The 22,381-nt window shown below is 54.1% G+C and carries 24 protein-coding genes and 1 other annotated feature; of the genes, 10 read left to right on the top strand and 14 right to left on the bottom strand.

The window, feature by feature from the left end; genetic code table 11:
- Positions 1 to 401 precede the first annotated feature (401 nt).
- The 3 genes from clpB to rluD all read right to left on the bottom strand — a co-directional run bounded on the left by clpB (position 402) and on the right by rluD (position 4,813).
- Positions 402 to 2,975: an ATP-dependent chaperone ClpB gene (gene clpB, locus ACZ6J2_RS15830; protein ID WP_023308864.1), complete on the bottom strand. Its 2,574-nt coding sequence runs from the start codon at positions 2,973 to 2,975 to the stop codon at positions 402 to 404.
- Between the two features lie 129 nt (positions 2,976 to 3,104).
- Positions 3,105 to 3,836 (bottom strand): purine nucleoside phosphorylase YfiH, encoded by a 732-nt coding sequence (gene yfiH, locus ACZ6J2_RS15825; protein WP_059347777.1) that lies wholly within the window; start codon positions 3,834 to 3,836, stop codon positions 3,105 to 3,107.
- Positions 3,833 to 4,813 carry a 23S rRNA pseudouridine(1911/1915/1917) synthase RluD gene (gene rluD, locus ACZ6J2_RS15820; protein WP_023308866.1) on the bottom strand — a complete coding sequence of 327 codons (981 nt, stop codon included), beginning with the start codon at positions 4,811 to 4,813 and terminating at the stop codon, positions 3,833 to 3,835. The genes yfiH and rluD overlap by 4 nt, the downstream gene beginning before the upstream one ends.
- A 131-nt stretch (positions 4,814 to 4,944) precedes the next feature.
- On the opposite strand from rluD, the gene bamD reads away from it, so the two are divergent.
- The 4 genes from bamD (at position 4,945) to pheA (ending at position 7,719) form a co-directional block, all read left to right on the top strand.
- Complete coding sequence (gene bamD, locus ACZ6J2_RS15815) at positions 4,945 to 5,682, top strand: outer membrane protein assembly factor BamD (RefSeq protein WP_023308867.1); 738 nt, start codon at positions 4,945 to 4,947, stop codon at positions 5,680 to 5,682.
- Between the two features lie 268 nt (positions 5,683 to 5,950).
- Positions 5,951 to 6,292, top strand: coding sequence for a ribosome-associated translation inhibitor RaiA (gene raiA / locus ACZ6J2_RS15810; RefSeq protein WP_003863162.1), 342 nt, complete (start codon positions 5,951 to 5,953; stop codon positions 6,290 to 6,292).
- Positions 6,293 to 6,402: 110 nt separating this feature from the next.
- Positions 6,403 to 6,528: a sequence feature (Phe leader region), on the top strand.
- Complete coding sequence (gene pheL / locus ACZ6J2_RS15805) at positions 6,404 to 6,451, top strand: pheA operon leader peptide PheL (RefSeq protein ID WP_100249759.1); 48 nt, start codon at positions 6,404 to 6,406, stop codon at positions 6,449 to 6,451. (Overlaps the previous feature by 48 nt.)
- Positions 6,529 to 6,558: 30 nt before the next feature.
- On the top strand, positions 6,559 to 7,719 hold the full coding sequence (pheA, locus tag ACZ6J2_RS15800) for a bifunctional chorismate mutase/prephenate dehydratase (RefSeq protein ID WP_471726163.1): 1,161 nt from the start codon (positions 6,559 to 6,561) through the stop codon (positions 7,717 to 7,719).
- Here the strand turns inward: pheA and ACZ6J2_RS15795 are convergent.
- Genes ACZ6J2_RS15795 through aroF form a run of 3 tightly spaced genes read right to left on the bottom strand, consistent with a single transcriptional unit; the run spans position 7,716 to position 10,851 of the window.
- Positions 7,716 to 8,588, bottom strand: coding sequence for an SMP-30/gluconolactonase/LRE family protein (locus ACZ6J2_RS15795; protein WP_471726162.1), 873 nt, complete (start codon positions 8,586 to 8,588; stop codon positions 7,716 to 7,718). The two genes, pheA and ACZ6J2_RS15795, sit on opposite strands and share 4 nt — an antisense overlap.
- A gap of 60 nt (positions 8,589 to 8,648) precedes the next feature.
- Complete coding sequence (gene tyrA / locus ACZ6J2_RS15790) at positions 8,649 to 9,770, bottom strand: bifunctional chorismate mutase/prephenate dehydrogenase (RefSeq protein ID WP_471726160.1); 1,122 nt, start codon at positions 9,768 to 9,770, stop codon at positions 8,649 to 8,651.
- Positions 9,771 to 9,780: 10 nt separating this feature from the next.
- A complete protein-coding gene (aroF, locus tag ACZ6J2_RS15785) occupies positions 9,781 to 10,851 on the bottom strand; it encodes a 3-deoxy-7-phosphoheptulonate synthase AroF (protein WP_471726157.1) in 1,071 nt (356 codons plus the stop codon).
- 214 nt (positions 10,852 to 11,065) lie between these two features.
- Here aroF and ACZ6J2_RS15780 point away from each other — a divergent pair, with 214 nt between their 5' ends.
- The 4 genes from ACZ6J2_RS15780 (at position 11,066) to ACZ6J2_RS15765 (ending at position 13,841) form a co-directional block, all read left to right on the top strand.
- Positions 11,066 to 11,440 (top strand): DUF2799 domain-containing protein, encoded by a 375-nt coding sequence (locus ACZ6J2_RS15780; protein ID WP_045909257.1) that lies wholly within the window; start codon positions 11,066 to 11,068, stop codon positions 11,438 to 11,440.
- Positions 11,441 to 11,578: 138 nt separating this feature from the next.
- A complete protein-coding gene (gene yfiR, locus ACZ6J2_RS15775; protein WP_471726154.1) occupies positions 11,579 to 12,130 on the top strand; it encodes a regulatory sequestration protein YfiR in 552 nt (183 codons plus the stop codon).
- On the top strand, positions 12,123 to 13,343 hold the full coding sequence (gene dgcN, locus ACZ6J2_RS15770) for a diguanylate cyclase DgcN/YfiN (protein WP_045909259.1): 1,221 nt from the start codon (positions 12,123 to 12,125) through the stop codon (positions 13,341 to 13,343). The genes yfiR and dgcN overlap by 8 nt, the downstream gene beginning before the upstream one ends.
- A gap of 12 nt (positions 13,344 to 13,355) precedes the next feature.
- Positions 13,356 to 13,841 (top strand): OmpA family protein, encoded by a 486-nt coding sequence (locus ACZ6J2_RS15765; RefSeq protein WP_045909260.1) that lies wholly within the window; start codon positions 13,356 to 13,358, stop codon positions 13,839 to 13,841.
- Between the two features lie 2 nt (positions 13,842 to 13,843).
- Here ACZ6J2_RS15765 and ACZ6J2_RS15760 read toward each other — a convergent pair whose 3' ends face one another.
- The 7 genes from ACZ6J2_RS15760 to ffh all read right to left on the bottom strand — a co-directional run bounded on the left by ACZ6J2_RS15760 (position 13,844) and on the right by ffh (position 19,393).
- Positions 13,844 to 15,214 (bottom strand): PepSY-associated TM helix domain-containing protein, encoded by a 1,371-nt coding sequence (locus tag ACZ6J2_RS15760; RefSeq protein ID WP_471726151.1) that lies wholly within the window; start codon positions 15,212 to 15,214, stop codon positions 13,844 to 13,846.
- A 37-nt stretch (positions 15,215 to 15,251) separates the two neighbouring features.
- Positions 15,252 to 15,656: a DUF2946 domain-containing protein gene (locus ACZ6J2_RS15755; protein WP_471726150.1), complete on the bottom strand. Its 405-nt coding sequence runs from the start codon at positions 15,654 to 15,656 to the stop codon at positions 15,252 to 15,254.
- 132 nt (positions 15,657 to 15,788) lie between these two features.
- The gene (rplS, locus tag ACZ6J2_RS15750) at positions 15,789 to 16,136 is read right to left on the bottom strand and encodes a 50S ribosomal protein L19 (protein WP_002914145.1); all 348 of its coding nucleotides are present in this window, start codon (positions 16,134 to 16,136) and stop codon (positions 15,789 to 15,791) included.
- A gap of 43 nt (positions 16,137 to 16,179) precedes the next feature.
- Positions 16,180 to 16,947: a tRNA (guanosine(37)-N1)-methyltransferase TrmD gene (gene trmD / locus ACZ6J2_RS15745; protein ID WP_008502493.1), complete on the bottom strand. Its 768-nt coding sequence runs from the start codon at positions 16,945 to 16,947 to the stop codon at positions 16,180 to 16,182.
- A gap of 31 nt (positions 16,948 to 16,978) precedes the next feature.
- Positions 16,979 to 17,518 (bottom strand): ribosome maturation factor RimM, encoded by a 540-nt coding sequence (gene rimM / locus ACZ6J2_RS15740; protein ID WP_029741020.1) that lies wholly within the window; start codon positions 17,516 to 17,518, stop codon positions 16,979 to 16,981.
- 15 nt (positions 17,519 to 17,533) lie between these two features.
- Positions 17,534 to 17,782, bottom strand: coding sequence for a 30S ribosomal protein S16 (rpsP, locus tag ACZ6J2_RS15735; RefSeq protein ID WP_003863133.1), 249 nt, complete (start codon positions 17,780 to 17,782; stop codon positions 17,534 to 17,536).
- A 249-nt stretch (positions 17,783 to 18,031) separates the two neighbouring features.
- On the bottom strand, positions 18,032 to 19,393 hold the full coding sequence (gene ffh / locus ACZ6J2_RS15730; protein ID WP_014884878.1) for a signal recognition particle protein: 1,362 nt from the start codon (positions 19,391 to 19,393) through the stop codon (positions 18,032 to 18,034).
- Positions 19,394 to 19,559: 166 nt separating this feature from the next.
- Here ffh and ACZ6J2_RS15725 point away from each other — a divergent pair, with 166 nt between their 5' ends.
- Together ACZ6J2_RS15725 and ACZ6J2_RS15720 are read left to right on the top strand one after the other, a co-directional pair.
- Positions 19,560 to 20,351, top strand: coding sequence for a cytochrome C assembly family protein (locus ACZ6J2_RS15725; RefSeq protein WP_014884879.1), 792 nt, complete (start codon positions 19,560 to 19,562; stop codon positions 20,349 to 20,351).
- A gap of 19 nt (positions 20,352 to 20,370) precedes the next feature.
- Positions 20,371 to 21,657: an HlyC/CorC family transporter gene (locus ACZ6J2_RS15720; RefSeq protein ID WP_032665125.1), complete on the top strand. Its 1,287-nt coding sequence runs from the start codon at positions 20,371 to 20,373 to the stop codon at positions 21,655 to 21,657.
- 51 nt (positions 21,658 to 21,708) lie between these two features.
- Here the strand turns inward: ACZ6J2_RS15720 and grpE are convergent, their stop codons facing one another.
- Positions 21,709 to 22,302: a nucleotide exchange factor GrpE gene (gene grpE, locus ACZ6J2_RS15715; RefSeq protein ID WP_023333122.1), complete on the bottom strand. Its 594-nt coding sequence runs from the start codon at positions 22,300 to 22,302 to the stop codon at positions 21,709 to 21,711.
- Between the last annotated feature and the right edge of the window lie 79 nt (positions 22,303 to 22,381).

The raw sequence follows: 22,381 nt of genomic DNA, 5'->3' as shown, positions 1-22,381 counted from the left end.
GTAATGAATTACGTATGTTCACTCAGAGACTTGGTATTCATTTTTCGTCCGAGGACGTTAAGAATCCATGTCACTTTGAGTGCCCACACAGATTGTCTGATAAATTGTTAAAGAGCAGTGCCGCTTCGCTTTTCGCAGCGGCGCGGGGTGTGCATATTACGCTTTCCCGCTTCAGAGTCAAGTGATTAATTTCGCTTTTCTCTGCTGACCCGGCGGCGTGTGTGCCGTTGTTCCGTGTCAGTGGAGGCGCATTATAGGGAGTAATTCCGAAGCTGCAAGGATAAAGTGACATTTATTTACTGACCGCTCACTTTCCAGGCAAATCTTACTCCAGACCTCAATTTTCGCCTGGTTTTTAAACAAAAACGAGCCGCGATCGGCTCGTTTTTGCGTTTTGTGACTTACTGCACTGCCACAATGCGATCGTCGTTGGCTTCCAGACGGATAACTTTGCCCGGAATCAATTCTCCGGAGAGGATCTGCTGCGCCAGCGGGTTTTCGATCTGCTGCTGGATCGCACGTTTTAATGGACGCGCACCATACACCGGATCGTAACCATTCTCGCTCAACAGCTTCAGCGCCTCGTCGGAGATGTGAATTTCATACCCACGCTCTTCCAGACGTTTGTACAGACGCTGCAGCTGGATCTGAGCAATCGACGCAATGTGTTTCTCACCCAGAGGATGGAATACCACCACTTCATCAATACGGTTGATGAACTCAGGACGGAAGTTATGGCTCACGACACCGAGCACCAGATCCTTCATATGGCTATAGTCCAGTTCACCGAAACGTTCCTGAATCAGATCGGAACCCAGGTTCGAGGTCATGATGACAACCGTATTACGGAAGTCGACCGTTCTCCCCTGTCCGTCGGTTAGACGGCCATCATCCAGCACCTGAAGCAGGATGTTGAACACATCAGGATGCGCTTTTTCCACCTCATCCAGCAGGATGACGGAATAAGGGCGACGGCGAACCGCTTCCGTCAGGTACCCCCCTTCTTCATAACCTACGTATCCCGGAGGCGCGCCGACCAGACGTGAGACGGAGTGTTTTTCCATAAACTCGGACATGTCGATCCGCACCATCGCATCGTCGCTGTCGAACATAAAGTTAGCCAGCGCTTTACACAGCTCGGTCTTACCAACGCCGGTTGGCCCCAGGAACAGGAACGAACCAATCGGACGGTTTGGATCGGACAACCCTGCGCGGCTACGGCGAATGGCGTTGGAAACCGCCTCAACCGCTTCGTTCTGACCAATCACCCGGTTGTGGAGATCTTGCTCCATGCGCAGCAGTTTTTCACGCTCGCCTTCCAGCATGCGCGCCACCGGGATACCGGTCCAGCGAGCAAGCACTTCCGCGATTTCTGCATCCGTCACTTTATTACGTAACAGACGCATCGTTTTCCCTTCTGACTGCGTCGCTATCTCAAGCTGTTTTTCCAGCTCAGGAATTTTGCCGTACTGCAGTTCAGACATTCGCGCCAGATCGCCGACACGGCGAGCCTGCTCAATGGCAATTTTGGCCTGTTCGAGTTCAGCTTTAATGGTCTGAGTGCCGGAAAGGGATGCTTTCTCGGCTTTCCACTCTTCTTCCAGCTCAGAGTACTGGCGCTCTTTATCGTCCAGTTCTTCATTGAGCATATCCAGGCGTTTCTTACTGGCTTCATCAGACTCTTTCTTCAGCGCCTGCTGTTCCAGCTTGAGCTGAATGATGCGTCGGTCGAGCCTGTCCAGCTCTTCCGGTTTCGAGTCAATCTGCATACGAATGCTCGAAGCCGCTTCATCTATAAGGTCGATCGCTTTATCCGGCAGCTGACGGTCAGCAATATAACGATGTGAAAGCGTCGCCGCCGCAACGATAGCCGGGTCTGTGATCTGCACGTGGTGGTGCAGTTCATAGCGCTCTTTCAGACCACGCAGGATCGCGATGGTATCTTCAACGCTTGGCTCAGCAACAAACACTTTCTGGAAACGACGTTCCAGCGCAGCATCTTTTTCAATGTACTGACGATACTCGTCAAGCGTGGTGGCACCGACGCAGTGAAGTTCACCGCGCGCCAGCGCGGGTTTCAGCATGTTCCCGGCATCCATCGCGCCGTCCGCTTTACCCGCACCGACCATAGTGTGCAGTTCGTCGATAAACAGGATAACGTTCCCTTCCTGCTTCGCCAGGTCGTTAAGCACGCCTTTCAGACGCTCTTCGAACTCACCGCGGTATTTCGCACCAGCCACCAGCGCGCCCATATCCAGCGCCAGTACGCGGCGACCTTTCAGGCCTTCCGGCACTTCGCCGTTAACGATACGCTGCGCCAGCCCTTCAACAATGGCGGTTTTACCGACACCCGGTTCACCAATCAGCACCGGGTTGTTCTTGGTACGACGTTGCAGTACCTGAATCGTACGGCGGATTTCTTCGTCACGGCCGATAACCGGATCAAGTTTGCCCTGTTCAGCACGCTCGGTCAGATCGACCGTAAATTTCTTCAAAGCCTGACGTTGGTCTTCGGCTCCCTGATCGTTCACGCTTTCACCTCCGCGCATTTTCTCAATCGCCTGAGTCACATTGGCGGTGGTCGCACCGGCAGATTTCAGCAGGTCGGTCAAGGTACCGCGTGATTCAAGCGCCGCCAGAACAAACAGCTCTGACGAAATAAAGTTGTCCCCACGTTTTTGCGCCAGCTTGTCGCAAAGGTTAAGCACGCGCACCAAATCCTGAGACGGCTGAACGTCGCCGCCGGTACCTTCTACCTGCGGTAAACGGCTCAGCGCCTGATCGATAGCGGTGCGTAACTGGCCAGCATTAATGCCAGCGGACGTTAATAAAGGACGTACCGATCCCCCTTCCTGATTCAGCAAGGCGCTCATTAAATGAAGAGGTTCGATAAACTGGTTGTCGTGCCCCAGTGCGAGGGACTGGGCATCGGCGAGAGCAAGCTGGAATTTATTAGTAAGACGATCCAGACGCATAACTCCTCCCATAACAGGTCAAATTTGCTACTGGAGATTAAATGAGGTCATCCCTCAATTATTCAAGGTTAATGACCTGAATTATGTGAAAAGAAAACGGCACGTACCGGATCGTCTTGATTCTTTAGGTTATATCAGCCAAATGAAACTTGCCATACGCCCCGTGGTCTTGTCGCGACGATAGGAGAAAAAATCACCCTTTTCGGTGAATGTGCAGCGATCGCCGCCGAAGATCTGCGTCACGCCAACGTTATTCAGACGCTGACGGGCGAGCTGGTAAATATCGGCCAGATATTTATCCCCCGAAGGCAGGAAGGCTTCAACCGCTTGCGGATCTTTTTCCATAAAGGCTTCGCGAACCTCTGGCCCCACTTCGAAAGCGCGAGGACCAATGGCCGGGCCAAGCCAGGCCATAATATTGGCTGGCTCATCGTTAAAGCAGGCGACTGTTTCTTCGAGCACGCCTTCACACAGACCACGCCATCCCGCGTGTGCTGCTGCCACCTCGGTACCTGCACGGTTACAGAACAGAACCGGCAGACAATCGGCGGTCATCACGGCACAAACGGTTCCCGGAGTATTACTGTAAGAGGCATCAGCGCGTTTAGAAGCATAGGGTTCCCCCGTCAACTTCAGTACCGCGTTACCATGAACCTGTTCCAGCCAGACCGGTTTCGACGGCAAGTTCCCCGCAGCAAACAGACGTCGGCGGTTCTCTTCAACATGTTCCAGGTTGTCGCCACAGTGCGCACCGAGGTTCAAAGACTCCCACGCGCCCTGGCTAACACCGCCAATACGGGTTGAACTGCAGGCGGCCACGCCTGCAGGCAATGGCCACTCCGGGACAATCAGTTTGGTCATAACCAGTCCACTTGATCCTTATGTTCTTCGAAATCAGCACGCATGGCGTCAATAAGGTCCACCATATCCTGCGGGATAGGCGCATGCCATTCCATCTGAATACCGGTGATAGGGTGGTAAAGACGCAGCATAGTCGCGTGCAGCGCCTGGCGATCGAATTTACGCAATACGCTGATGAACTCATCCGATGCGCCTTTAGGTGGACGCGGACGACCACCGTATACCTGATCCCCGACCAGCGGATGGGTAATGTGGGCCATATGCACGCGGATCTGGTGAGTACGTCCGGTTTCCAGACGCAGACGCAGGCGCGTATGAATACGGAAGTGCTCCATAATGCGATAGTGCGTCACCGCCGGTTTACCCATCGGATGCACCGACATATGGGTACGTTTGGTTGGGTGACGGCTGATTGGCTCTTCCACCGTTCCGCCAGAGGTCATATGCCCAATGGCTACCGCTTCATACTCGCGGGTGATTTCGCGCAGCTGCAGCGATTCCACCAGACGGGTTTGAGCAGGAACGGTCTTCGCTACCACCATCAAACCGGTGGTGTCTTTATCCAGACGGTGCACGATGCCCGCGCGCGGGACATCCGCGATCGGCGGATAATAATGGAGAAGTGCGTTAAGTACCGTACCGTCAGGGTTCCCCGCGCCCGGATGAACAACCAGGTCGCGCGGCTTGTTGATCACCAGAATGTCATCATCTTCATAGACAATGTCCAGTGGGATATCCTGCGGCTCGAAGCGGATTTCCTCTTCGATTTCAGCATTGATGGCGACAGCTTCCCCACCTAACACTTTCTCTTTTGGTTTGTCCCAGATCTTGCCGTTTACCAGCACGCGCTGGTCAAGGATCCATTCTTTTATGCGTGAACGCGAATAATCAGGGAACAATTCGGCCAAAGCCTGATCTAAGCGTTGACCGAGCTGATTTTCGGAGACTGTTGCGGTGAGTTCTACTCGTTGTGCCATAAACTGCTTCTTCGTTTAACGTTGGGTTTTACGGCTTTGCCGTTTAATATAGTGTGCTATTGTAGCTGGTCTTAATCGGGAGCAGGAACAGAGTTTCTCCCGGACAAACATTTGAGGAAAGTCAAAACGTCATGACGCGCATGAAATATCTGGTGGCAGCGGCCACGTTGAGCCTGGCTTTGGTGGGCTGCTCCGGTTCAAATGAACAGGTCCCTGACAATCCGCCGAATGAAATCTATGCGACTGCACAACAAAAGTTGCAGGACGGTAACTGGAAACAGGCGATAACGCAACTGGAAGCGTTGGATAATCGCTATCCATTTGGTCCATATTCGCAGCAGGTACAGTTAGATCTCATCTACGCATACTATAAAAATGCCGATCTGCCGCTGGCTCAGGCAACCATCGATCGTTTCATGCGTCTGAACCCGACTCATCCTAACATCGACTATGTGATGTACATGCGCGGCCTCACCAACATGGCGCTGGACGACAGTGCGCTGCAGGGCTTCTTCGGCGTGGATCGTTCTGACCGTGACCCGCAGCATGCGCGTGATGCCTTCAATGACTTCTCCAAGCTGGTGCGCGGCTATCCGAACAGTCAGTACGTGACTGACGCCACCAAACGTCTGGTGTTCCTGAAAGATCGTCTGGCGAAATATGAATACTCCGTAGCGGAATACTATACCCGTCGTGGCGCATGGGTTGCCGTGGTTAACCGCGTAGAAGGTATGCTGCGTGATTATCCGGATACTCAGGCAACGCGCGACGGCCTGAAGCTGATGGAAAATGCTTATCGTCAGATGCAGATGACCGCTCAGGCTGAAAAAGTGGCGAAAATCATCGCCGCGAACAGCAGCAACACCTGATATTGCCTCAATGCAAAACGGCAGCCCGAAGGCTGCCGTTTTTTTATTCATTTTAGCGCGTCGCTGAAGCGCTTAAGCCTCAACACATCCAGTCAACTATGGCCCCAATTTTTACCTTCGACAAGGTAAATCTCACCTCTTCCTGCCCTGCTTCACAAAAAAGATTCCCTGACAAAAACCGACAAAATAACGTGATCTAAATCACACATTTTGACATTAGGTCGGGTATGCTGGAATCACCAAGACGGAAAGACAAGAGGTAAAATTTATGACAATGAACATTACCAGTAAACAAATGGAAATTACTCCGGCAATCCGCCAGCACGTCGCAGACCGTCTCGCCAAACTGGATAAATGGCAAACTCATTTGATTAATCCACATATCATCCTGTCCAAGGAGCCGCAGGGTTTCATCGCTGACGCAACTATCAATACTCCAAACGGCCATCTGGTCGCCAGCGCAAAACACGAGGATATGTACACCGCTATTAACGATTTGATCAACAAGCTGGAACGGCAGCTCAATAAAGTGCAACACAAAGGTGAAGCCCGTCGCGCCGCAACATCGGTGAAAGACGCCAGCTTCGCGGAAGAAGTTGAAGAAGAGTAATCCTTTAAATTGAGTGTACCGCCAACGCGCCTTCGGGCGCGTTTTTTGTTTTTTATTGACAGGGTGAAAACAGTACGGGTACTTTAACGGTATCAATCACAGGATGACTTTATGAAACTTACGCCGTTCTTCTTCGCATTCTTTTTTACCTTCCCCTGACTGGGAGGCGTTTCGTCGTGTGATAAAGAATGCGAAGACGAACAACAAGGCCTCCCACATCGGGGGGCCTTTTTTATTGATAACGATAAAATGAGACCGACAACACTATGACACCGGAAAACCCGTTACTGGATCTGCGAGTAAAAATCAGCGCGCTGGATGAGAAACTGCTGGCGCTGCTGGCCGAACGCCGCGCGCTTGCCGTTGAAGTGGGCAAAGCCAAGCTGGACTCCCATCGCCCGGTACGAGATATCGACCGCGAGCGCGATCTGCTGGAACGTCTCATTCAGCTCGGCAAAGCGCATCACCTCGATGCCCACTACATTACCCGGTTGTTCCAGCTCATCATCGAAGACTCCGTTCTCACCCAGCAAGCGCTGCTCCAGCAGCATCTGAACAAAACCAATCCACACTCTGCGCGTATCGCCTTCCTCGGTCCGAAGGGGTCTTATTCTCATCTGGCCGCACGTCAGTATGCCGCACGCCATTTCGAAGAATTTATTGAGAGCGGCTGTGCCAAGTTTGCCGACATTTTTAATCAGGTTGAGACCGGCCAGGCGGATTACGCCGTCGTACCGATTGAAAACACCAGCTCCGGTGCCATCAACGACGTCTACGATTTGCTGCAGCACACCAGCCTGTCGCTGGTTGGCGAGCTGACGATCCCAATCGATCACTGCGTGCTGGTCTCCGGCTCAACCGACCTGAGCAAGATCGAAACGGTTTACAGTCATCCACAGCCGTTCCAGCAGTGCAGCCAGTTCCTGAACCGCTATCCGAGCTGGAAAATTGAGTACACCGAAAGCACCTCGGCGGCGATGGAAAAAGTGGCGCAGGCTAACTCCCCAACCGCCGCCGCGCTCGGCAGCGAAGCAGGCGGGGCGCTGTATGGTTTACAGGTGCTGGAACGCAATCTGGCGAACCAGACGCAAAATATCACCCGCTTCGTGGTGCTGGCCCGCAAGGCAATCAATGTGTCAGACCAGGTGCCAGCGAAAACCACGCTGCTGATGGCGACCGGCCAACAGGCCGGTGCGCTGGTTGAAGCCCTGCTGGTGCTGCGTAACCACAACCTGATCATGACCAAACTGGAATCACGCCCAATCCACGGTAACCCGTGGGAAGAGATGTTTTATCTTGATATCCAGGCCAACCTGGAATCTGCTTCCATGCAGAAGGCCCTGCGCGAACTGGGCGAGATCACGCGTTCCATGAAAGTGTTGGGCTGCTATCCGAGCGAAAACGTGGTCCCGGTTGACCCGGCTTAACGTCCGATAAAGCGGCTTTTCTTCATCCCTGCCACGTTCACCGGCAGGGTGAAGATGGCGCCGGAGAGCGGATACTTCGCCAGCTCGTCCGCATCCATATTTTCCCGCGTGGTGGTAATAAACAGCGTTTTCATGTCATCGCCGCCAAAGCAGACCATCGTCGGGCAACGCACCGGCATGCGATATTCTTCCAGCTGCTCCCCTTGCGGAGAAAAACGCGCAATACGCCAGCCGTCAAATAGCGCGCTCCAGTAGCAGCCTTCCACATCCATTGCCGCGCCGTCCGGTATCCCTTCGCCCTCTTTAAACTGACGAAACACCTCGCGCCTGCCGGGTTCGCCCTGCTCGTCAAGCGGCGTTCGGTAAATAACGCCGTTTGGCGTGTCTGAGGTAAACATCCACTGCTTATCCGGGCTAAACGCTAAGCCGTTGTGGCCGTGAATATCGCACTGGATCACTTTCGGCGTCAGGTCGTTGTCGATGCGCATCAGCAGGGCACCGTTGTAATCTCCCGGCCCCCAAAACGTGCCCGCGTAGAATCGTCCCAGAGAATCGGTGCCGCCGTCGTTAAAGCGTGCGAGCTGCGGGTTAGAGGGGTTATCGCACACCTTGCGGCGCAGCAGGCCGTGTTTATCGGTCAGCCAGATACCCGTTCTCATCGCAACGATAAAACCACCCTGCTCGCGCAGCGCGAAACAGCCCACCTCCTCATGGAAAGAGAGCACGGTGTGTTCTGCCGTCGGCAGATGGTAGCGGTGGATCTCCCCTTCCAGAATATCGGCCCAGTAGAGCGCGCGCTCTTCTGCGCTCCACGTCGGGCACTCAGGCAGATGCCCGGTGTAATTCAACAGCAGCTGCGGTTCGGCCATGACAGTTCCCCAAAATAAAAAAAGCCAGCATTGCTGGCTTTCAGTATATACATCATCGCATTACTGGCGACTGTCATTTGCCTGGCGCAACAGCGTCCGGCTCTCACTCTGGAAACGCTGCGCGTAATCGCCAAACCAGTGCTCGACCTTGCGGAAACTGTCGATAAAAGCCTGCTTGTCTCCGTGCTCCAGCAGCGTAATGGCTTCGCCAAAGCGCTGATAGTAGCGCTTGATGAGCGCCAGGTTGTTCTCGGAGGACATAATAATGTCCGCGTAAAGCTGCGGATCCTGAGCAAACAGACGCCCGACCATCGCCAGCTCCAGACGATAGATAGGTGAAGAGAGCGCCAGCAGCTGTTCAAGCTGCACGTTCTCTTCCGCCAGATGCAGACCGTAGGCAAACGTCGCAAAGTGGCGCAGCGCCTGAATGAACGCCATGTTCTGATCGTGCTCGACCGCGCTGATGCGGTGCAATCGCGCGCCCCATACCTGAATCTGTTCAAGGAACCACTGATAGGCTTCCGGCTGACGACCGTCGCAGTAAACCACCACCTGCTTAGCCAGGCTGCCGCTGTCCGGGCCAAACATCGGGTGCAGACCCAGCACCGGGCCCATATGCGCAGCCAGCATCGCCTGCAGCGGACCATTTTTGACGGAGGCCAGATCCACCAGGATGCAATCTTTCGGTAAAGCAGGAAGCTTCCCGATGATCTGCTCCGTCACGTGGATCGGCACGCTGACGATAACCATCCCGGCATCTTTCATGAGTTCCGGCGCATGCGCCCAGTCCTCTTTTTCCAGAATGCGCACCTGATAGCCAGAAAGCGTCAGCATTTTTTCAAACAGATGCCCCATCTGTCCTGCCCCGCCGACAATCACCACCGGCCGCAGGGACGGACAGAGGGTTTTGAAGCCCTTGTCGTTTTCGCTGGAATAGGATTCCCGCATCACGCGACGCAGAACATCTTCAATTAAATCCGGCGAAACGCCCAGCGCCTGGGCCTCTTTGCGACGAGAGGCCAGCATTGAGGCTTCACGCTCCGGGACGTAAATCGGCAGGCCGTATTTGCTTTTCACCTCACCGACTTCGGCTACCAGCGCCATGCGGCGCGCCAGCAGGTCCAGCAGCGCCTTATCCACTTCATCAATTTGATCGCGCAGTGCGGTCAATTCAGCAACCATAACTAACCTCTTAAGCCAGACGTGTCGCCAGCTGGCCGTTCAAATCTTTGTGGATCTCACGCAGCAGCGCGTCGGTGGTTTCCCAGCTGATGCAGGCATCCGTCACGGAGACGCCGTGCTTCATTGCGCTACGCGGTTGTTCCGATGACTGATTGCCTTCATGAATGTTGCTCTCAATCATCAGACCAATAATCGAACGGTTGCCATCTTTGATCTGTGCGATCACGGATTCCGCAACCGCAGGCTGGCGACGGTAATCTTTATTTGAATTACCATGACTGCAATCTACCATCAGTGCCGGGCGCAGTCCCGCCTGCTCCATCTCTTTTTCACACTGCGCCACGTCCGCCGGGCTGTAGTTCGGGGCTTTCCCGCCGCGCAGGATCACGTGACCGTCCGGGTTGCCCTGGGTTTGCAGGAGGCAGACCTGGCCCGCCTGGTTGATACCGACGAAACGGTGCGGCATGGCGGCAGCGCGCATGGCGTTGATCGCCGTCGCCAGGCTGCCATCGGTACCGTTTTTAAAACCAACCGGCATCGACAGACCAGACGCCATCTCGCGGTGGGTTTGAGATTCCGTGGTACGCGCGCCAATCGCGGACCAACTGAACAAATCGCCAAGGTATTGCGGGCTGTTCGGATCCAGCGCTTCGGTTGCCAGAGGCAGCCCCATGCTGACCAGCTCCACCAGCAGGCGACGCGCAATCTTCAGACCTGCTTCCACATCAAACGAGCCATCCATGTGCGGATCGTTAATCAACCCTTTCCAGCCGACAGTGGTACGTGGCTTCTCAAAATAGACGCGCATCACCAGATAGAGGCTATCGCTGACCTCCTCCGCTAATGCTTTAAATCGACGAGCGTACTCAATGGCGGTTTCAGGATCGTGAATGGAGCAAGGACCACACACCACCAGCAGGCGCGGATCGCGGCCGGCGATGATATTTGAAATGGTCTGACGCGAGTGCTCAATCTGAGCCTCCTGCGCGACGCTCAGCGGAAATTCCGCTTTCAGTTGATCCGGAGTAATTAAAACCTGTTCGTCAGTGATATGTACGTTGTTCAGCGCGTCTTTTTGCATGATGGCGATCCTGTAAAGCTCGTTTGCGATAGTTGTTTTCCTCGGTGAGGTGAGACCACGATACCATAAAAAGTAAACATTTCAATCCAAAATACGTACACATTAGTTTACAGAAGCCAATTTATTGCAAAAATCAGCCGATAAAAACGTAAAGTTTAAATTACAGACATATTTTCTTAAGCCAGGCTATGCTGAAGAAAAAAGGAGAATGGCTATGCGTTCAATTGCTCTCACGCTGTTGTCGCTGTTTTTAACGGGCTGCCAGATCAATCCTTACACCTTCCAGCCCGACTGGACCAGTCCATCCTGGTTTGATGCCGGTAAAGAAGACGCCATGAATGGCCTGCCGGTTAAAGATAACCAGACCCTGGCCGATAGTTTTAATGACACCCACGTTGATCGTAGTGAATATCTTCGCGGCTATGCCGATGGTCAGAAGAGAGTCTGCGAAGAAGGGTTTATTCACGCCTGGGGATTAGCGGGCAAATCTTTTCCTGCCAGTTGCGATACTGTCGAAAACGCGACAAAACTGCGTGCGTCATGGCAAAAAGGAATGGATGAAGGTATGCGTTCCAGCAGACTCAATTAAGTCTGTTTTTAACCACCGGAAAATAAACAACAGTAGGATTTAGCTTAGGTTGGCCTGATGCTATTTCTGACATAATGACGGCTTTGATAAACAATGGTATTCTGCCCGCAACTCTTAAGGACATCTATTTCCGGAGCGATGTGGCGGATTCTGGTGAGAAATTTATTCTTGATCTCTTTTTTCCGACTCACTCTGGTGTTAATGCTGTTCCTTATGGTGGGCCCAGCGACGGCAGGCACGCTTACGGAAACGGATAAATCGGTACGTTCGATTGTCTCAGGCATTGTGAGCTATACGCGATGGCCGTCACTATCCGGGCAGCCCAGACTTTGCGTCTATGCCACTTCTCACTATACACACGCGCTCAGCGGCGACGAAGGGCACAACGAGTTACCCTATACTCCCGTTATTGTACGTAACGATCGGGAAGCCCTGGCCGCGACGTGCGATGCGATATATTTCGGGTCTGAATCACCGGTAAAACAACTTGAATTAATAAGTCAATATCAGGGCAGAGCGTTGCTATTAATCTCAGAGCAAAATCCGGAATGTGTAATTGGCAGTGCCTTTTGCCTGATGATCGATCGCGGCCAGGTACGGTTTTCCGTCAACCTGGATGCATTGACGCGCAGTGGCGTAAGAGTCAATCCGGATGTATTAATGCTGGCACGGAATAAGCAGCATGGATAAAGATTTCACATCAACGCCACGTCCGACGTTTAAAAGAACGTTGAGGCGAAACAGCATGATAAGCGTCATTATTACCATGACGTTAATATGGCTGTTGCTCTGTTTTGCTTCCGTCGTGACGTTAAAACAATACGCGCAAAAGAATCTCGAATTAACCGGCGCCACAATGAGCCACAGCCTGGAAGCCTCGCTGGTTTTCAACGACTCGCTGGCGGCCAACGAAACGCTTGCCGCCCTGGGCAAACAGGGGCAGTTTGCCGCGGCGGAGGTGATTAACGCGCATAAAAAGCGGTTCGCCTACTGGTCCTGGAACCCGGAGGATAACAACGACACGCTGGGCGCGCTGGTCAGTCGCTGGCTTTTCCCCGTACCGGTTGCGCAGCCCATCATGCATAACGGCTTAACGATCGGCGAAATCCGCCTTACCGCACGCGACAGTTTGATCAGCCATTTCATCTGGACGTCGTTTGCCGTACTGACCGGCTGCATTCTCTTTGCCGCCGTCGTCGCGCTCATCATAACCCAGTCTTTGCATCGTGGAATGGTCACGGCCCTGCAGAACATTACCGACGTCGTGCATGACGTACGCACGAACCGCAACTTCTCCCGCCGGGTGAAAGACGGCCGTATCGAAGAATTTCACCAGTTTGGCGAGGACTTCAACAGTCTTCTGGACGAAATGGAAGAGTGGCAACTGAAGCTTCAGGCGAAGAACGCTCAGCTGTTGCGGACCGCCATGCACGACCCGCTTACCGGTCTTGCCAACCGCGCGGCGTTTCGTAACAGCATTGCAGCCTTAATGAACGACCCTTCAGCCAGAACAAACTCGGCTCTGCTCTTCCTCGACGGTGATAATTTTAAGTTTATTAACGACACCTGGGGACACGCGGCAGGAGACTGTGTGCTCATCGAAGTCGCCAGCAGGATGATGGAGTTTGGCGACAAACGTCATCAGTCTTACCGTCTTGGCGGAGACGAATTTGCCATGGTGCTGTACGGCGTTCACTCTGAGCTTGAGGTTCAACACATTTGTGCTGCGCTTTCGCAGCAGTTTATCCGTCCGTTTGATCTTCATAACGGACAAAAAGCATCGATGTCACTCAGCATTGGCTTTGCTCTGGCGTGGGAAAATGCTTCCGTGGAAGCATTACTGGAGAGGGCTGACCGCAATATGTACCAGGTTAAAAACCAGCGTACGAAAACAATAAGTTAGAAAGGATACACTATGTTAAAACGTTACTTCGCGCCGTTAGTACTGGCCTCACTGGTTCTGGCAGGCTGTCAGTCGCCACCGGAAGGCAAATTCACTCCTGAGCAAATTGCGGCGATGAAGTCTTACGGTTTTAACGAACTGAACGGTGACTGGTCGCTTGGCATGTCGGACACCATCCTGTTTGATAAAAATGACGCCCGACTGCGCCCGGAAAGTGAAACGCAGATCCAGTCCATGGCCTCTCGCCTGGCGGAAACCGGCCTGAACCACGCGCGAATGGACGGTCACACGGATAACTACGGGGAAGAAAGCTACAACGAAGCGCTGTCGTTAAAACGCGCCAACGCCGTGGCCGACGCCTGGGCGAAGGGGGCAAATATCCCGCGCAGCAATCTCACCACGCGGGGATTAGGTCAAAAATACCCGGTTGCGAGCAACAGTACTCCGCAAGGGCGCGCTGAAAACCGCCGCGTCGCAGTGGTGATCAGCACGCCATAGGGTTATTTAGCGGATGAATCGGCGAGCGTCAGCCTGGTTGCCGCTCGCCAGCGCAGCCAGTCCACCAGAACAAACAGCGCCAGACTCACGCCCATGACCGGCAAGGCCATCCCAAGCAGTATGCTGATTACCACCGTAACGCCTCTTCCCCATCCTGACAGCGCCAGCCAGCTCTGACAAAGCGTCTGTACCGGACTCACTGCCGACCGTGCCGGACGACGCATCCACCACATCCGGTAACCCCAGATGATGAGCACGCACAGGGCGAGGCCGAACGCCACCAGCAGCAGCTGATTCACCAGCCCGAATAAGATCCCCATATGGAAATCCACGCCCCAGCGGGTCAGTTTTGCCATTAACGGGAAATCCTCGAATCGGGTTCTGTCCAGGATCTGCATCGTAGAAGGATCAACCGCAACGGCGTCCACCTGGGTCGGCCAGCTGCGATCGATTTCCGTCACGGTCCAGGCGCTATCCGCCGTTTTCGCCGGGCGGATCTCCAGCCTGTTGGCATCAATCCCTGCTTTACGCGCCGCGCTTAATACTCCGTCAAACTGCGTCAGATCCATCGCCATTTCCGGCATCATCATCCCACCGTGATGACCACGGTGTTCGGCATGTTCATCAATAACCTCATGTTGGCCGGATAGCGTCGTGTTCACCTGCGGGGTGAGCCAGTTCATCTCTGCACGCAGCTTATCCACGTTCCCACCAGCCCACTGGGACCAGGTCAGGCCGGTTGCGGAGAACAGCAGCATTCCTCCCAGCAGAACCCAGCCCAGCGTCACGTGCACCCGACGCCGGTTCTGGAAGCGATTGTTGATCCGTCGTTTGGGTCGGGTATAAAACCACAGGGCAATACCGCCCAGCGCGGCAACCCACATCCACGAGGCCGCAAGCTCGCTGTAGAGGCGCCCAATGTCGCCCAGCATCAGGGACGTATGCAGGTAATCAATAGTCTGACGCAGGGGTAAAATCCCGCTGGTGCCGTATACCGTCAGATCTCCCAGCACCGCCAGGCTCACCGGATCGATAAAGATAGCCCGGTTCTCCGATGGCCCAAGTTTCGGGTCAGCGAACATCACGCGGGTGGTTTCGCCCGCAACCAGCCCCGGACGAACGGCGTGCAAACGTAAATCTGATCCAACGGTTTTTTCCGCCACGGCGATTTGTTCCGCCAGAGACTGCGGCTCGCCCACGGAATCCGCGTGGAGCGCGTGCCGGTAGAGTGCGTTTTCCAGCTGTGGGGTCGCCACATACAGCGTCCCGGTCAGCGCGGCGAAGAAGATAAACGGGCCGACAAACAGCCCAACGTAGAAATGAAGGCGACGCAGCAGGTTTCCCCATGCCGCGCGCGAGGTGCAGGTAGTCATACTTTTCCTTTTTAAGGCAAAAAGTTATCGATATTTTTTATTGTGAAAAAGCAGACTGCCGCGGCGGCGCGCGGGTATCAGGGTAAAGCCAGGGGAAGAAGTGCCAGTGGTTGACCGCCTGACGCGGCGGCTTAATGCTCAGCCTCTGCAGCACCAGGCTGAGCAGGACGATGAGCGCCAGCATCACGCCAGGGACATGCGCTAACAGCACGCAGTAGCCGCACGCTTCCGCATGGTCGACAGGCATCGTGTGCGGCTTATCGCCGTGATGCTCGCCCATCGACATCATGCTCATGTCATGATGCATGCCCGGCATAGCGCTCATGGGATCTTTCTGCAACGAGACGGAGATAAGGGGTGCTACCACGATCAGCAGGATCGCGAACAGCGCGGTCAAAGCCGCTGCGCTTTTCCGGTCAGGCTGATGAAGTACGTTATCCACTTTCCCTCCATAAAAGAGGCAAGCATTGTAAATGATTTATGACGAAAGGGTTAACGCGAGAGGTGCGATGGGATAAAAAAAGGGCCAGCCTTTCGGCCAGCCCTTTCTAACAGGATGTCGCTTAAGCGAATCTTAGTTCAGACGCTCTTTAATACGAGCAGACTTACCAGTACGCTCACGCAGGTAGTACAGTTTAGCTTTACGTACAGCACCACGACGTTTAACAGCAATGCTGTCAACTACCGGAGAGTGAGTCTGGAAGACACGCTCAACGCCTTCGCCGTTGGAAATTTTACGAACAGTGAATGCAGAGTGCAGACCGCGGTTACGAATAGCGATAACCACGCCCTCGAATGCCTGCAGACGTTTTTTGGAACCTTCAACAACCCATACTTTCACTTCCACGGTGTCACCTGGACGGAAGGAAGGTACGTCCTGCTTCATCTGCTCTTGTTCAAGTTGCTTAATAATGTTGCTCATAATTTAATCTCTTATCCTGGGTAAACTGATATTCGGGAGCGTATTACGCATTCCCATCATGTTCATGCTGCTGTTGCGCGTGTTCAGTTTTGAACTCGGCCAGCAACTTTGCTTGCTCTTCAGTCAGAGCCAGGTTTTCCAGAAGTTCAGGTCTTCTAAGCCAGGTTCGGCCCAGCGACTGCTTCAAACGCCAGCGACGTATCTCGGCATGGTTTCCAGACAGTAACACTGCCGGGACCTCCATCCCTTCTAACACTTCAGGACGAGTATAGTGTGGACAGTCCAGCAATCCATCGGCAAAGGAATCTTCCGTTGCCGAAGCTTCATGGCCCAGAACACCCGGAATAAACCGGGCGACGGAGTCAATCAGCGTCATTGCCGGTAACTCACCACCGCTGAGAACGTAATCGCCGATAGACCATTCTTCGTCAATCTCGGTTTGAATTACGCGCTCATCTATCCCTTCGTAGCGCCCACAGACCAGAATCAGCTTTTGATTCGTCGCCAGTTCGCTCACGCCCGCTTGATCAAGCTTGCGTCCCTGAGGTGACAGATAAATCACCTTTGCGCCTTCACCTGCCGCGGCTTTTGCTGTGTGAATGGCGTCCCGTAAGGGTTGCACCATCATTAGCATCCCCGGTCCGCCGCCGTAAGGACGATCGTCCACGGTACGGTGCCGATCATGAGTAAAGTCACGAGGACTCCAGCTCTGGATGCTCAGCAGGCCATTCTTTACTGCCCGGCCAGTTACCCCGTAATCGGTAATCGCGCGGAACATTTCAGGAAACAGGCTAATTATGCCAATCCACATAGCGCCGTCTTTTACCGTTTATCCGGAGAATTTAAAAACCAGGATCCCAATCTACTTCAATGGTTTGAGTAGTGAGATCGACTTTCTTGATAACCTGTCCATCGAGGAACGGAACCAACCGCTCCTTGATGCCAAATGCATCTTTCAGGTTTGCCTTAATGACGAGAACGTCATTTGACCCGGTTTCCATCATATCGATGACTTTCCCCAGGCTGTAGCCTTCGGTAGTGACTACCTGGCAACCCATAAGGTCTTTCCAGTAGTAGTCGCCCTCTTCCAGCTGTGGCAACTGCGACGAATCCACGACAATTTCACAATTAGTCAGCGCATTCGCGGCATCACGATCGTCAACGCCTTTCAGCTTGATGATGATGTCCTGATTGTGGTGACGCCAGCTTTCCAGCTCGACCTCTTCCCACTTACCGCCTTTCTGGATAAACCAGGGCTGGTAATCAAAAATGCTATCAGCGTCTTCAGTGGAGGAAAACACTCTGAGCCAACCACGGATACCGTAGCAAGAACCCATTTTTCCCAATACGATCGGTTCAACAGGTGCTTTATTGCTCATCATGACCACCGTGACAGATTAAGCTGCTTTGTTTGCTGCTTTGATCAGCGTAGCAACGCGATCGGAAACAGTAGCGCCCTGGCCAACCCAGTGAGCGATACGATCCAGATCCAGACGAGTTTCTTCTTCTGCGCCAGCGGCCAGTGGGTTGAAGAAACCAACGCGCTCGATGAAGCGACCGTTGCGTGCATTACGGCTGTCAGTCACAACAACCTGGTAGAACGGACGCTTTTTAGCGCCGTGACGAGCTAAACGAATAGTTACCATAACATCCTCTTGTGTGAATAAAACAACCGGGCCCCATCGAGGAACGGAGCCCGGGTGTCATATTAAAAGCCCGAAAATTTTACTGATTTTTGGGGAAAATGCAATCAGCAGTTGATAAGTCTGCTGTAAAAGGCCGTCGGCGGTGCAGCCAGTTTGGCGTCGGCGAGCGCGCAGAAAGCGGAGCGTACACGTAGTACGTGAGCATTTCGAGCACTCCCCGGCGTCAAAATGGCAAACAAGCCAGGCCGATTAACGTCCAGGAAAACCTGGGGGCATCATGCCTTTCATGCCGCGCATCATCTTCGCCATGCCGCCTTTCTTCATTTTCTTCATCATGCGCTGCATGTCGTCGAACTGTTTAAGAAGGCGGTTAACGTCCTGCACCTGCATGCCGCAACCGGCTGCGATACGACGTTTACGGGAACCTTTGATGATGTCCGGGTTAGCGCGCTCTTTCAGCGTCATCGAGTTGATGATCGCCTCCATACGCACCAGCACCTTGTCATCCATCTGCGCTTTCACGTTGTCTGGGATCTGGCCCATGCCCGGCAGTTTGCCCATCAGGCTGGCCATGCCGCCCATGTTTTTCATCTGGCGCAGCTGCTCAAGGAAGTCGGTGAGATCGAACCCGTCACCTTTTTTCAGCTTGCTGGCCAGCTTCTCGGCCTGCGCGCGGTCAACCTTGCTCTCGATATCTTCAATCAGCGACAGCACGTCGCCCATGCCGAGGATACGGGAGGCGATACGGTCCGGGTGGAACGGCTCCAGCGCTTCGGTTTTCTCGCCCACGCCGAGGAATTTAATCGGCTTACCGGTGATGTGACGAATGGAGAGCGCCGCACCGCCGCGGGCGTCACCGTCCACTTTGGTCAGCACCACGCCGGTTAACGGCAGCGCTTCGTTAAACGCTTTCGCGGTATTCGCCGCATCCTGACCGGTCATGGCATCGACAACGAACAGGGTCTCTACCGGGTTGATAGAGGCATGCACCTGTTTGATCTCGTCCATCATCGCTTCGTCAACGTGCAGACGACCGGCGGTATCCACCAGCAGCACGTCGTAGAATTTCAGCTTCGCTTCTTTCAGCGCCGCGTTAACGATGTCGACAGGCTTCTGCGCCACGTCGGACGGGAAGAAATCTACGCCGACCTGCTCGGCCAGGGTTTCCAGCTGTTTGATCGCCGCCGGGCGATAGACGTCCGCAGAGACCACCAGCACTTTCTTCTTGTGCTTTTCACGCAGGAATTTACCCAGTTTACCGACGCTGGTCGTTTTACCTGCACCCTGCAGGCCCGCCATCAGCACCACGGCCGGCGGCTGAGCCGCCAGGTTAAGCACCTGGTTCTCTTCGCCCATCGCCGAAACCAGTTCATTACGAACGATTTTGACGAATTCCTGGCCCGGGGTCAGGCTCTTGTTAACTTCATGACCAACCGCCTTCTCTTTTACGCGGTTGATAAAATCACGAACAACCGGCAACGCGACGTCTGCTTCCAGCAGCGCCATGCGCACTTCGCGCAGCGTTTCCTTGATGTTCTCTTCAGTAAGGCGTCCGCGGCCGCTGATGTTGCGCAGCGTGCGCGACAAACGATCGGTTAAATTATCAAACATTGTCTCTCGCCTGAGTAGAAACGTTGGGCCGCCATGGGCGACACATACACAGAATTTTGCCGGAGTATAACATGAAGGCGCCTTTGTTGTTATGCAACGGTTGGAGCAGGCGTCACGTAACGTTATACTGCTTCTCTTTCTTATTAAGACAACTGTCGATGCCTATATGCCTGTTTTCGCACTGATCGCCCTTGTTGCCTACTCTGTCAGCCTCGCGCTGATCGTTCCCGGACTGCTGCAAAAAAACAGCGGCTGGCGGCGCATGGCTATTCTTTCCGCGGTGATCGCACTGATCAGCCACGCGTTTGCGCTGGAATCACGCATCATTCCCGGCGACGGCAGCGTGCAAAACCTGAGCGTCCTCAACGTCGGCTCGCTGGTCAGCCTGATGATCTGTACGGTAATGACCATCGTCGCGTCTAAAAATCGCGGCTGGCTGCTGCTGCCGATTGTCTATACCTTCGCGCTGATCAATCTGGCCCTCGCCACCTTTATGCCTAATGAATTCATTACGCATCTGGAGGCGACGCCGGGGATGCTGGTGCATATCGGCCTGTCGCTCTTTGCCTACGCGACGCTGATCATCGCCGCGCTTTACGCCATGCAGCTCGCCTGGATTGACTACCAGCTGAAAAACAAAAAGCTGGCGTTTAACCATGAGATGCCGCCGCTGATGGTCATTGAGCGTAAGATGTTCCACATCACCCAGGTGGGCGTGGTGCTGCTGACGCTGACGCTCTGCACGGGCCTGTTTTACATGAAGAACCTGTTCAGCGTGGAGAATATCGATAAAGCGGTGCTCTCCATCATCGCGTGGTTTGTCTATATTGTCCTGTTATGGGGCCATTATCATGAAGGCTGGCGCGGTCGTCGCGTGGTCTGGTTCAACGTCGCGGGTGCGGGCATTCTCACCCTTGCCTATTTTGGCAGCCGCTTCATACAGCAATTTGCTGGCTAAGTAACAAAAGGAGTTCCCCCTGGAACACATCTCTACCACCACGCTGATCGTTATCCTGATCGTCATGGTGGTCATTTCCGCCTATTTCTCCGGCTCGGAAACCGGCATGATGACCTTAAACCGCTACCGGTTACGTCATCGCGCTAAGCAGGGTAACCGTGCCGCTCGTCGCGTTGAAAAACTGCTTCGCAAGCCGGATCGCCTGATAAGCCTGGTGCTCATCGGCAATAACCTTGTCAACATTCTTGCCTCAGCCCTCGGCACTATTGTCGGGATGCGCCTGTACGGCAACGCCGGGGTGGCGATTGCCACCGGCGTGCTGACGTTCGTGGTACTGGTGTTTGCCGAAGTGCTGCCGAAAACCATCGCCGCGCTTTACCCTGAGAAAGTCGCCTACCCGAGCAGCTTCCTGCTGGCACCGCTTCTGATCCTGATGATGCCGCTGGTCTGGCTGCTGAACATGGTGACGCGCGTCCTGATGCGGATGGTGGGGATCAAAGCCGATGTCACCATCAGCAGCGCGCTCAGCAAAGAGGAGCTTCGCACCATCGTGCATGAATCCCGCTCGCAGATCTCCCGACGCAATCAGGACATGCTCCTGTCGGTGCTGGATCTGGAAAAGGTGAGCGTAAATGACATCATGGTGCCGCGTAACGAAATCGTCGGTATCGACATCAATGACGACTGGAAAGCCATCGTTCGCCAGCTGACGCACTCCCCTCACGGGCGCATTGTGCTCTATCGCGACTCGCTGGATGACGCCATCAGCATGCTGCGCGTGCGCGAAGCCTACCGTCTGATGACCGAGAAAAAAGAGTTCACCAAAGAGGTGATGCTGCGCGCCGCCGACGAGATTTACTACGTGCCGGAAGGAACCCCGCTCAGCACGCAGCTGGTAAAATTCCAGCGCAACAAAAAGAAAGTCGGCCTGGTGGTCAATGAATACGGCGACATTCAGGGGCTTGTGACGGTCGAAGATATTCTGGAAGAGATTGTCGGGGACTTTACCACGTCGATGTCACCTTCCCTCGCGGAAGAGGTCACCCCGCAAAACGACGGCTCGGTGCTGATTGACGGAAGCGCGAACATTCGCGAACTCAATAAAGCCTTTAACTGGCATTTACCGGAAGATGAGGCTCGCACGATTAACGGGATGATTCTGGAAGCGCTGGAAGAGATCCCGGCGGCGGGCACGCGGGTGCGCATTGAGCAATACGATATTGATATCCTGGACGTGCAGGACAATATGATTAAGCAGGTGAAAGTCCTGCCCGTAAAACCCCTACGCGAAAGTATCGCTGAGTAAGGCTGTAGGCCGGGTAAGGCGAAACCGCCACCCGGCACTACGAATGGCAAATTACGCTTTCGCTTTCGCCACGGTCACCATCGCAGCGCGAATGGTACGGCCGTTGAGGGTGTAACCTTTCTGCATCACGCCCAGCACTTTACCGGCTTCCACCTCTTCTGACTCCACCATTGCAATCGCCTGGTGAACGTTTGGATCCAGCGGTACGTTGGTATCGGCAATCACTTCCACGCCAAACTTACGCACCACGTCGAGCATGGATTTCAGCGTCAGTTCGATACCTTCGATCATCGCCGCGTTGTCCGGATTCGCTTTGTCAGCCACTTCCAGCGCGCGGTCGAGGCTATCGATTACCGGCAGCAGTTCGTTGACGAATTTCTCCAGCGCAAATTTATGCGCCTTCTCAACGTCCTGCTCGGTACGACGACGCAGGTTTTCCATTTCCGCCTTGATGCGCAGAACACCATCGCGTTCGCGATTCTGTGCTTCTACCAGCTGGGCTTCCAGATTCGCAATTTTTTCATCGCGCGGGTCCACCTGCTCAGCAGATGCGTCTGGCTCTACAGCCTCAACTTCATCGTGCTGTTCCGTGATAATTTCTTCAGGGGCTTGCCCCTCAGGCGTTTTCTGTTCTTTACTACTCATGAATTTCTCCGCGTTTTTCTGCATTCATCTCGCTAACTTCGCTTATTATGGGGATCAGTTTCCGGGATTCAAGGGAACA

It is taken from the genome of Enterobacter sp. E14S, assembly GCF_055666685.1.
The sequence above is the reverse complement of the archived record's forward strand: the minus strand, read 5'-3'. Positions and strand labels throughout refer to the sequence as shown.

What these genes read in the sequence shown, in the direction of transcription:
- ACZ6J2_RS15795 (WP_471726162.1), bottom strand. Translation starts at nt 8,588, where the DNA reads ATGGCCGAACCGCAGCTGCTGTTGAATTACACCGGGCATCTGCCTGAG.
- yfiR (WP_471726154.1), top strand. Translation starts at nt 11,579, where the DNA reads ATGTGGCGGATTCTGGTGAGAAATTTATTCTTGATCTCTTTTTTCCGA.
- aroF (WP_471726157.1), bottom strand. Translation starts at nt 10,851, where the DNA reads ATGCAAAAAGACGCGCTGAACAACGTACATATCACTGACGAACAGGTT.
- bamD (WP_023308867.1), top strand. Translation starts at nt 4,945, where the DNA reads ATGACGCGCATGAAATATCTGGTGGCAGCGGCCACGTTGAGCCTGGCT.
- grpE (WP_023333122.1), bottom strand. Translation starts at nt 22,302, where the DNA reads ATGAGTAGTAAAGAACAGAAAACGCCTGAGGGGCAAGCCCCTGAAGAA.
- ACZ6J2_RS15780 (WP_045909257.1), top strand. Translation starts at nt 11,066, where the DNA reads ATGCGTTCAATTGCTCTCACGCTGTTGTCGCTGTTTTTAACGGGCTGC.
- trmD (WP_008502493.1), bottom strand. Translation starts at nt 16,947, where the DNA reads ATGTGGATTGGCATAATTAGCCTGTTTCCTGAAATGTTCCGCGCGATT.
- pheA (WP_471726163.1), top strand. Translation starts at nt 6,559, where the DNA reads ATGACACCGGAAAACCCGTTACTGGATCTGCGAGTAAAAATCAGCGCG.
- raiA (WP_003863162.1), top strand. Translation starts at nt 5,951, where the DNA reads ATGACAATGAACATTACCAGTAAACAAATGGAAATTACTCCGGCAATC.
- yfiH (WP_059347777.1), bottom strand. Translation starts at nt 3,836, where the DNA reads ATGACCAAACTGATTGTCCCGGAGTGGCCATTGCCTGCAGGCGTGGCC.
- dgcN (WP_045909259.1), top strand. Translation starts at nt 12,123, where the DNA reads ATGGATAAAGATTTCACATCAACGCCACGTCCGACGTTTAAAAGAACG.
- rplS (WP_002914145.1), bottom strand. Translation starts at nt 16,136, where the DNA reads ATGAGCAACATTATTAAGCAACTTGAACAAGAGCAGATGAAGCAGGAC.
- rpsP (WP_003863133.1), bottom strand. Translation starts at nt 17,782, where the DNA reads ATGGTAACTATTCGTTTAGCTCGTCACGGCGCTAAAAAGCGTCCGTTC.
- ACZ6J2_RS15725 (WP_014884879.1), top strand. Translation starts at nt 19,560, where the DNA reads ATGCCTGTTTTCGCACTGATCGCCCTTGTTGCCTACTCTGTCAGCCTC.
- ACZ6J2_RS15765 (WP_045909260.1), top strand. Translation starts at nt 13,356, where the DNA reads ATGTTAAAACGTTACTTCGCGCCGTTAGTACTGGCCTCACTGGTTCTG.
- rluD (WP_023308866.1), bottom strand. Translation starts at nt 4,813, where the DNA reads ATGGCACAACGAGTAGAACTCACCGCAACAGTCTCCGAAAATCAGCTC.
- rimM (WP_029741020.1), bottom strand. Translation starts at nt 17,518, where the DNA reads ATGATGAGCAATAAAGCACCTGTTGAACCGATCGTATTGGGAAAAATG.
- tyrA (WP_471726160.1), bottom strand. Translation starts at nt 9,770, where the DNA reads ATGGTTGCTGAATTGACCGCACTGCGCGATCAAATTGATGAAGTGGAT.
- ffh (WP_014884878.1), bottom strand. Translation starts at nt 19,393, where the DNA reads ATGTTTGATAATTTAACCGATCGTTTGTCGCGCACGCTGCGCAACATC.
- clpB (WP_023308864.1), bottom strand. Translation starts at nt 2,975, where the DNA reads ATGCGTCTGGATCGTCTTACTAATAAATTCCAGCTTGCTCTCGCCGAT.
- ACZ6J2_RS15760 (WP_471726151.1), bottom strand. Translation starts at nt 15,214, where the DNA reads ATGACTACCTGCACCTCGCGCGCGGCATGGGGAAACCTGCTGCGTCGC.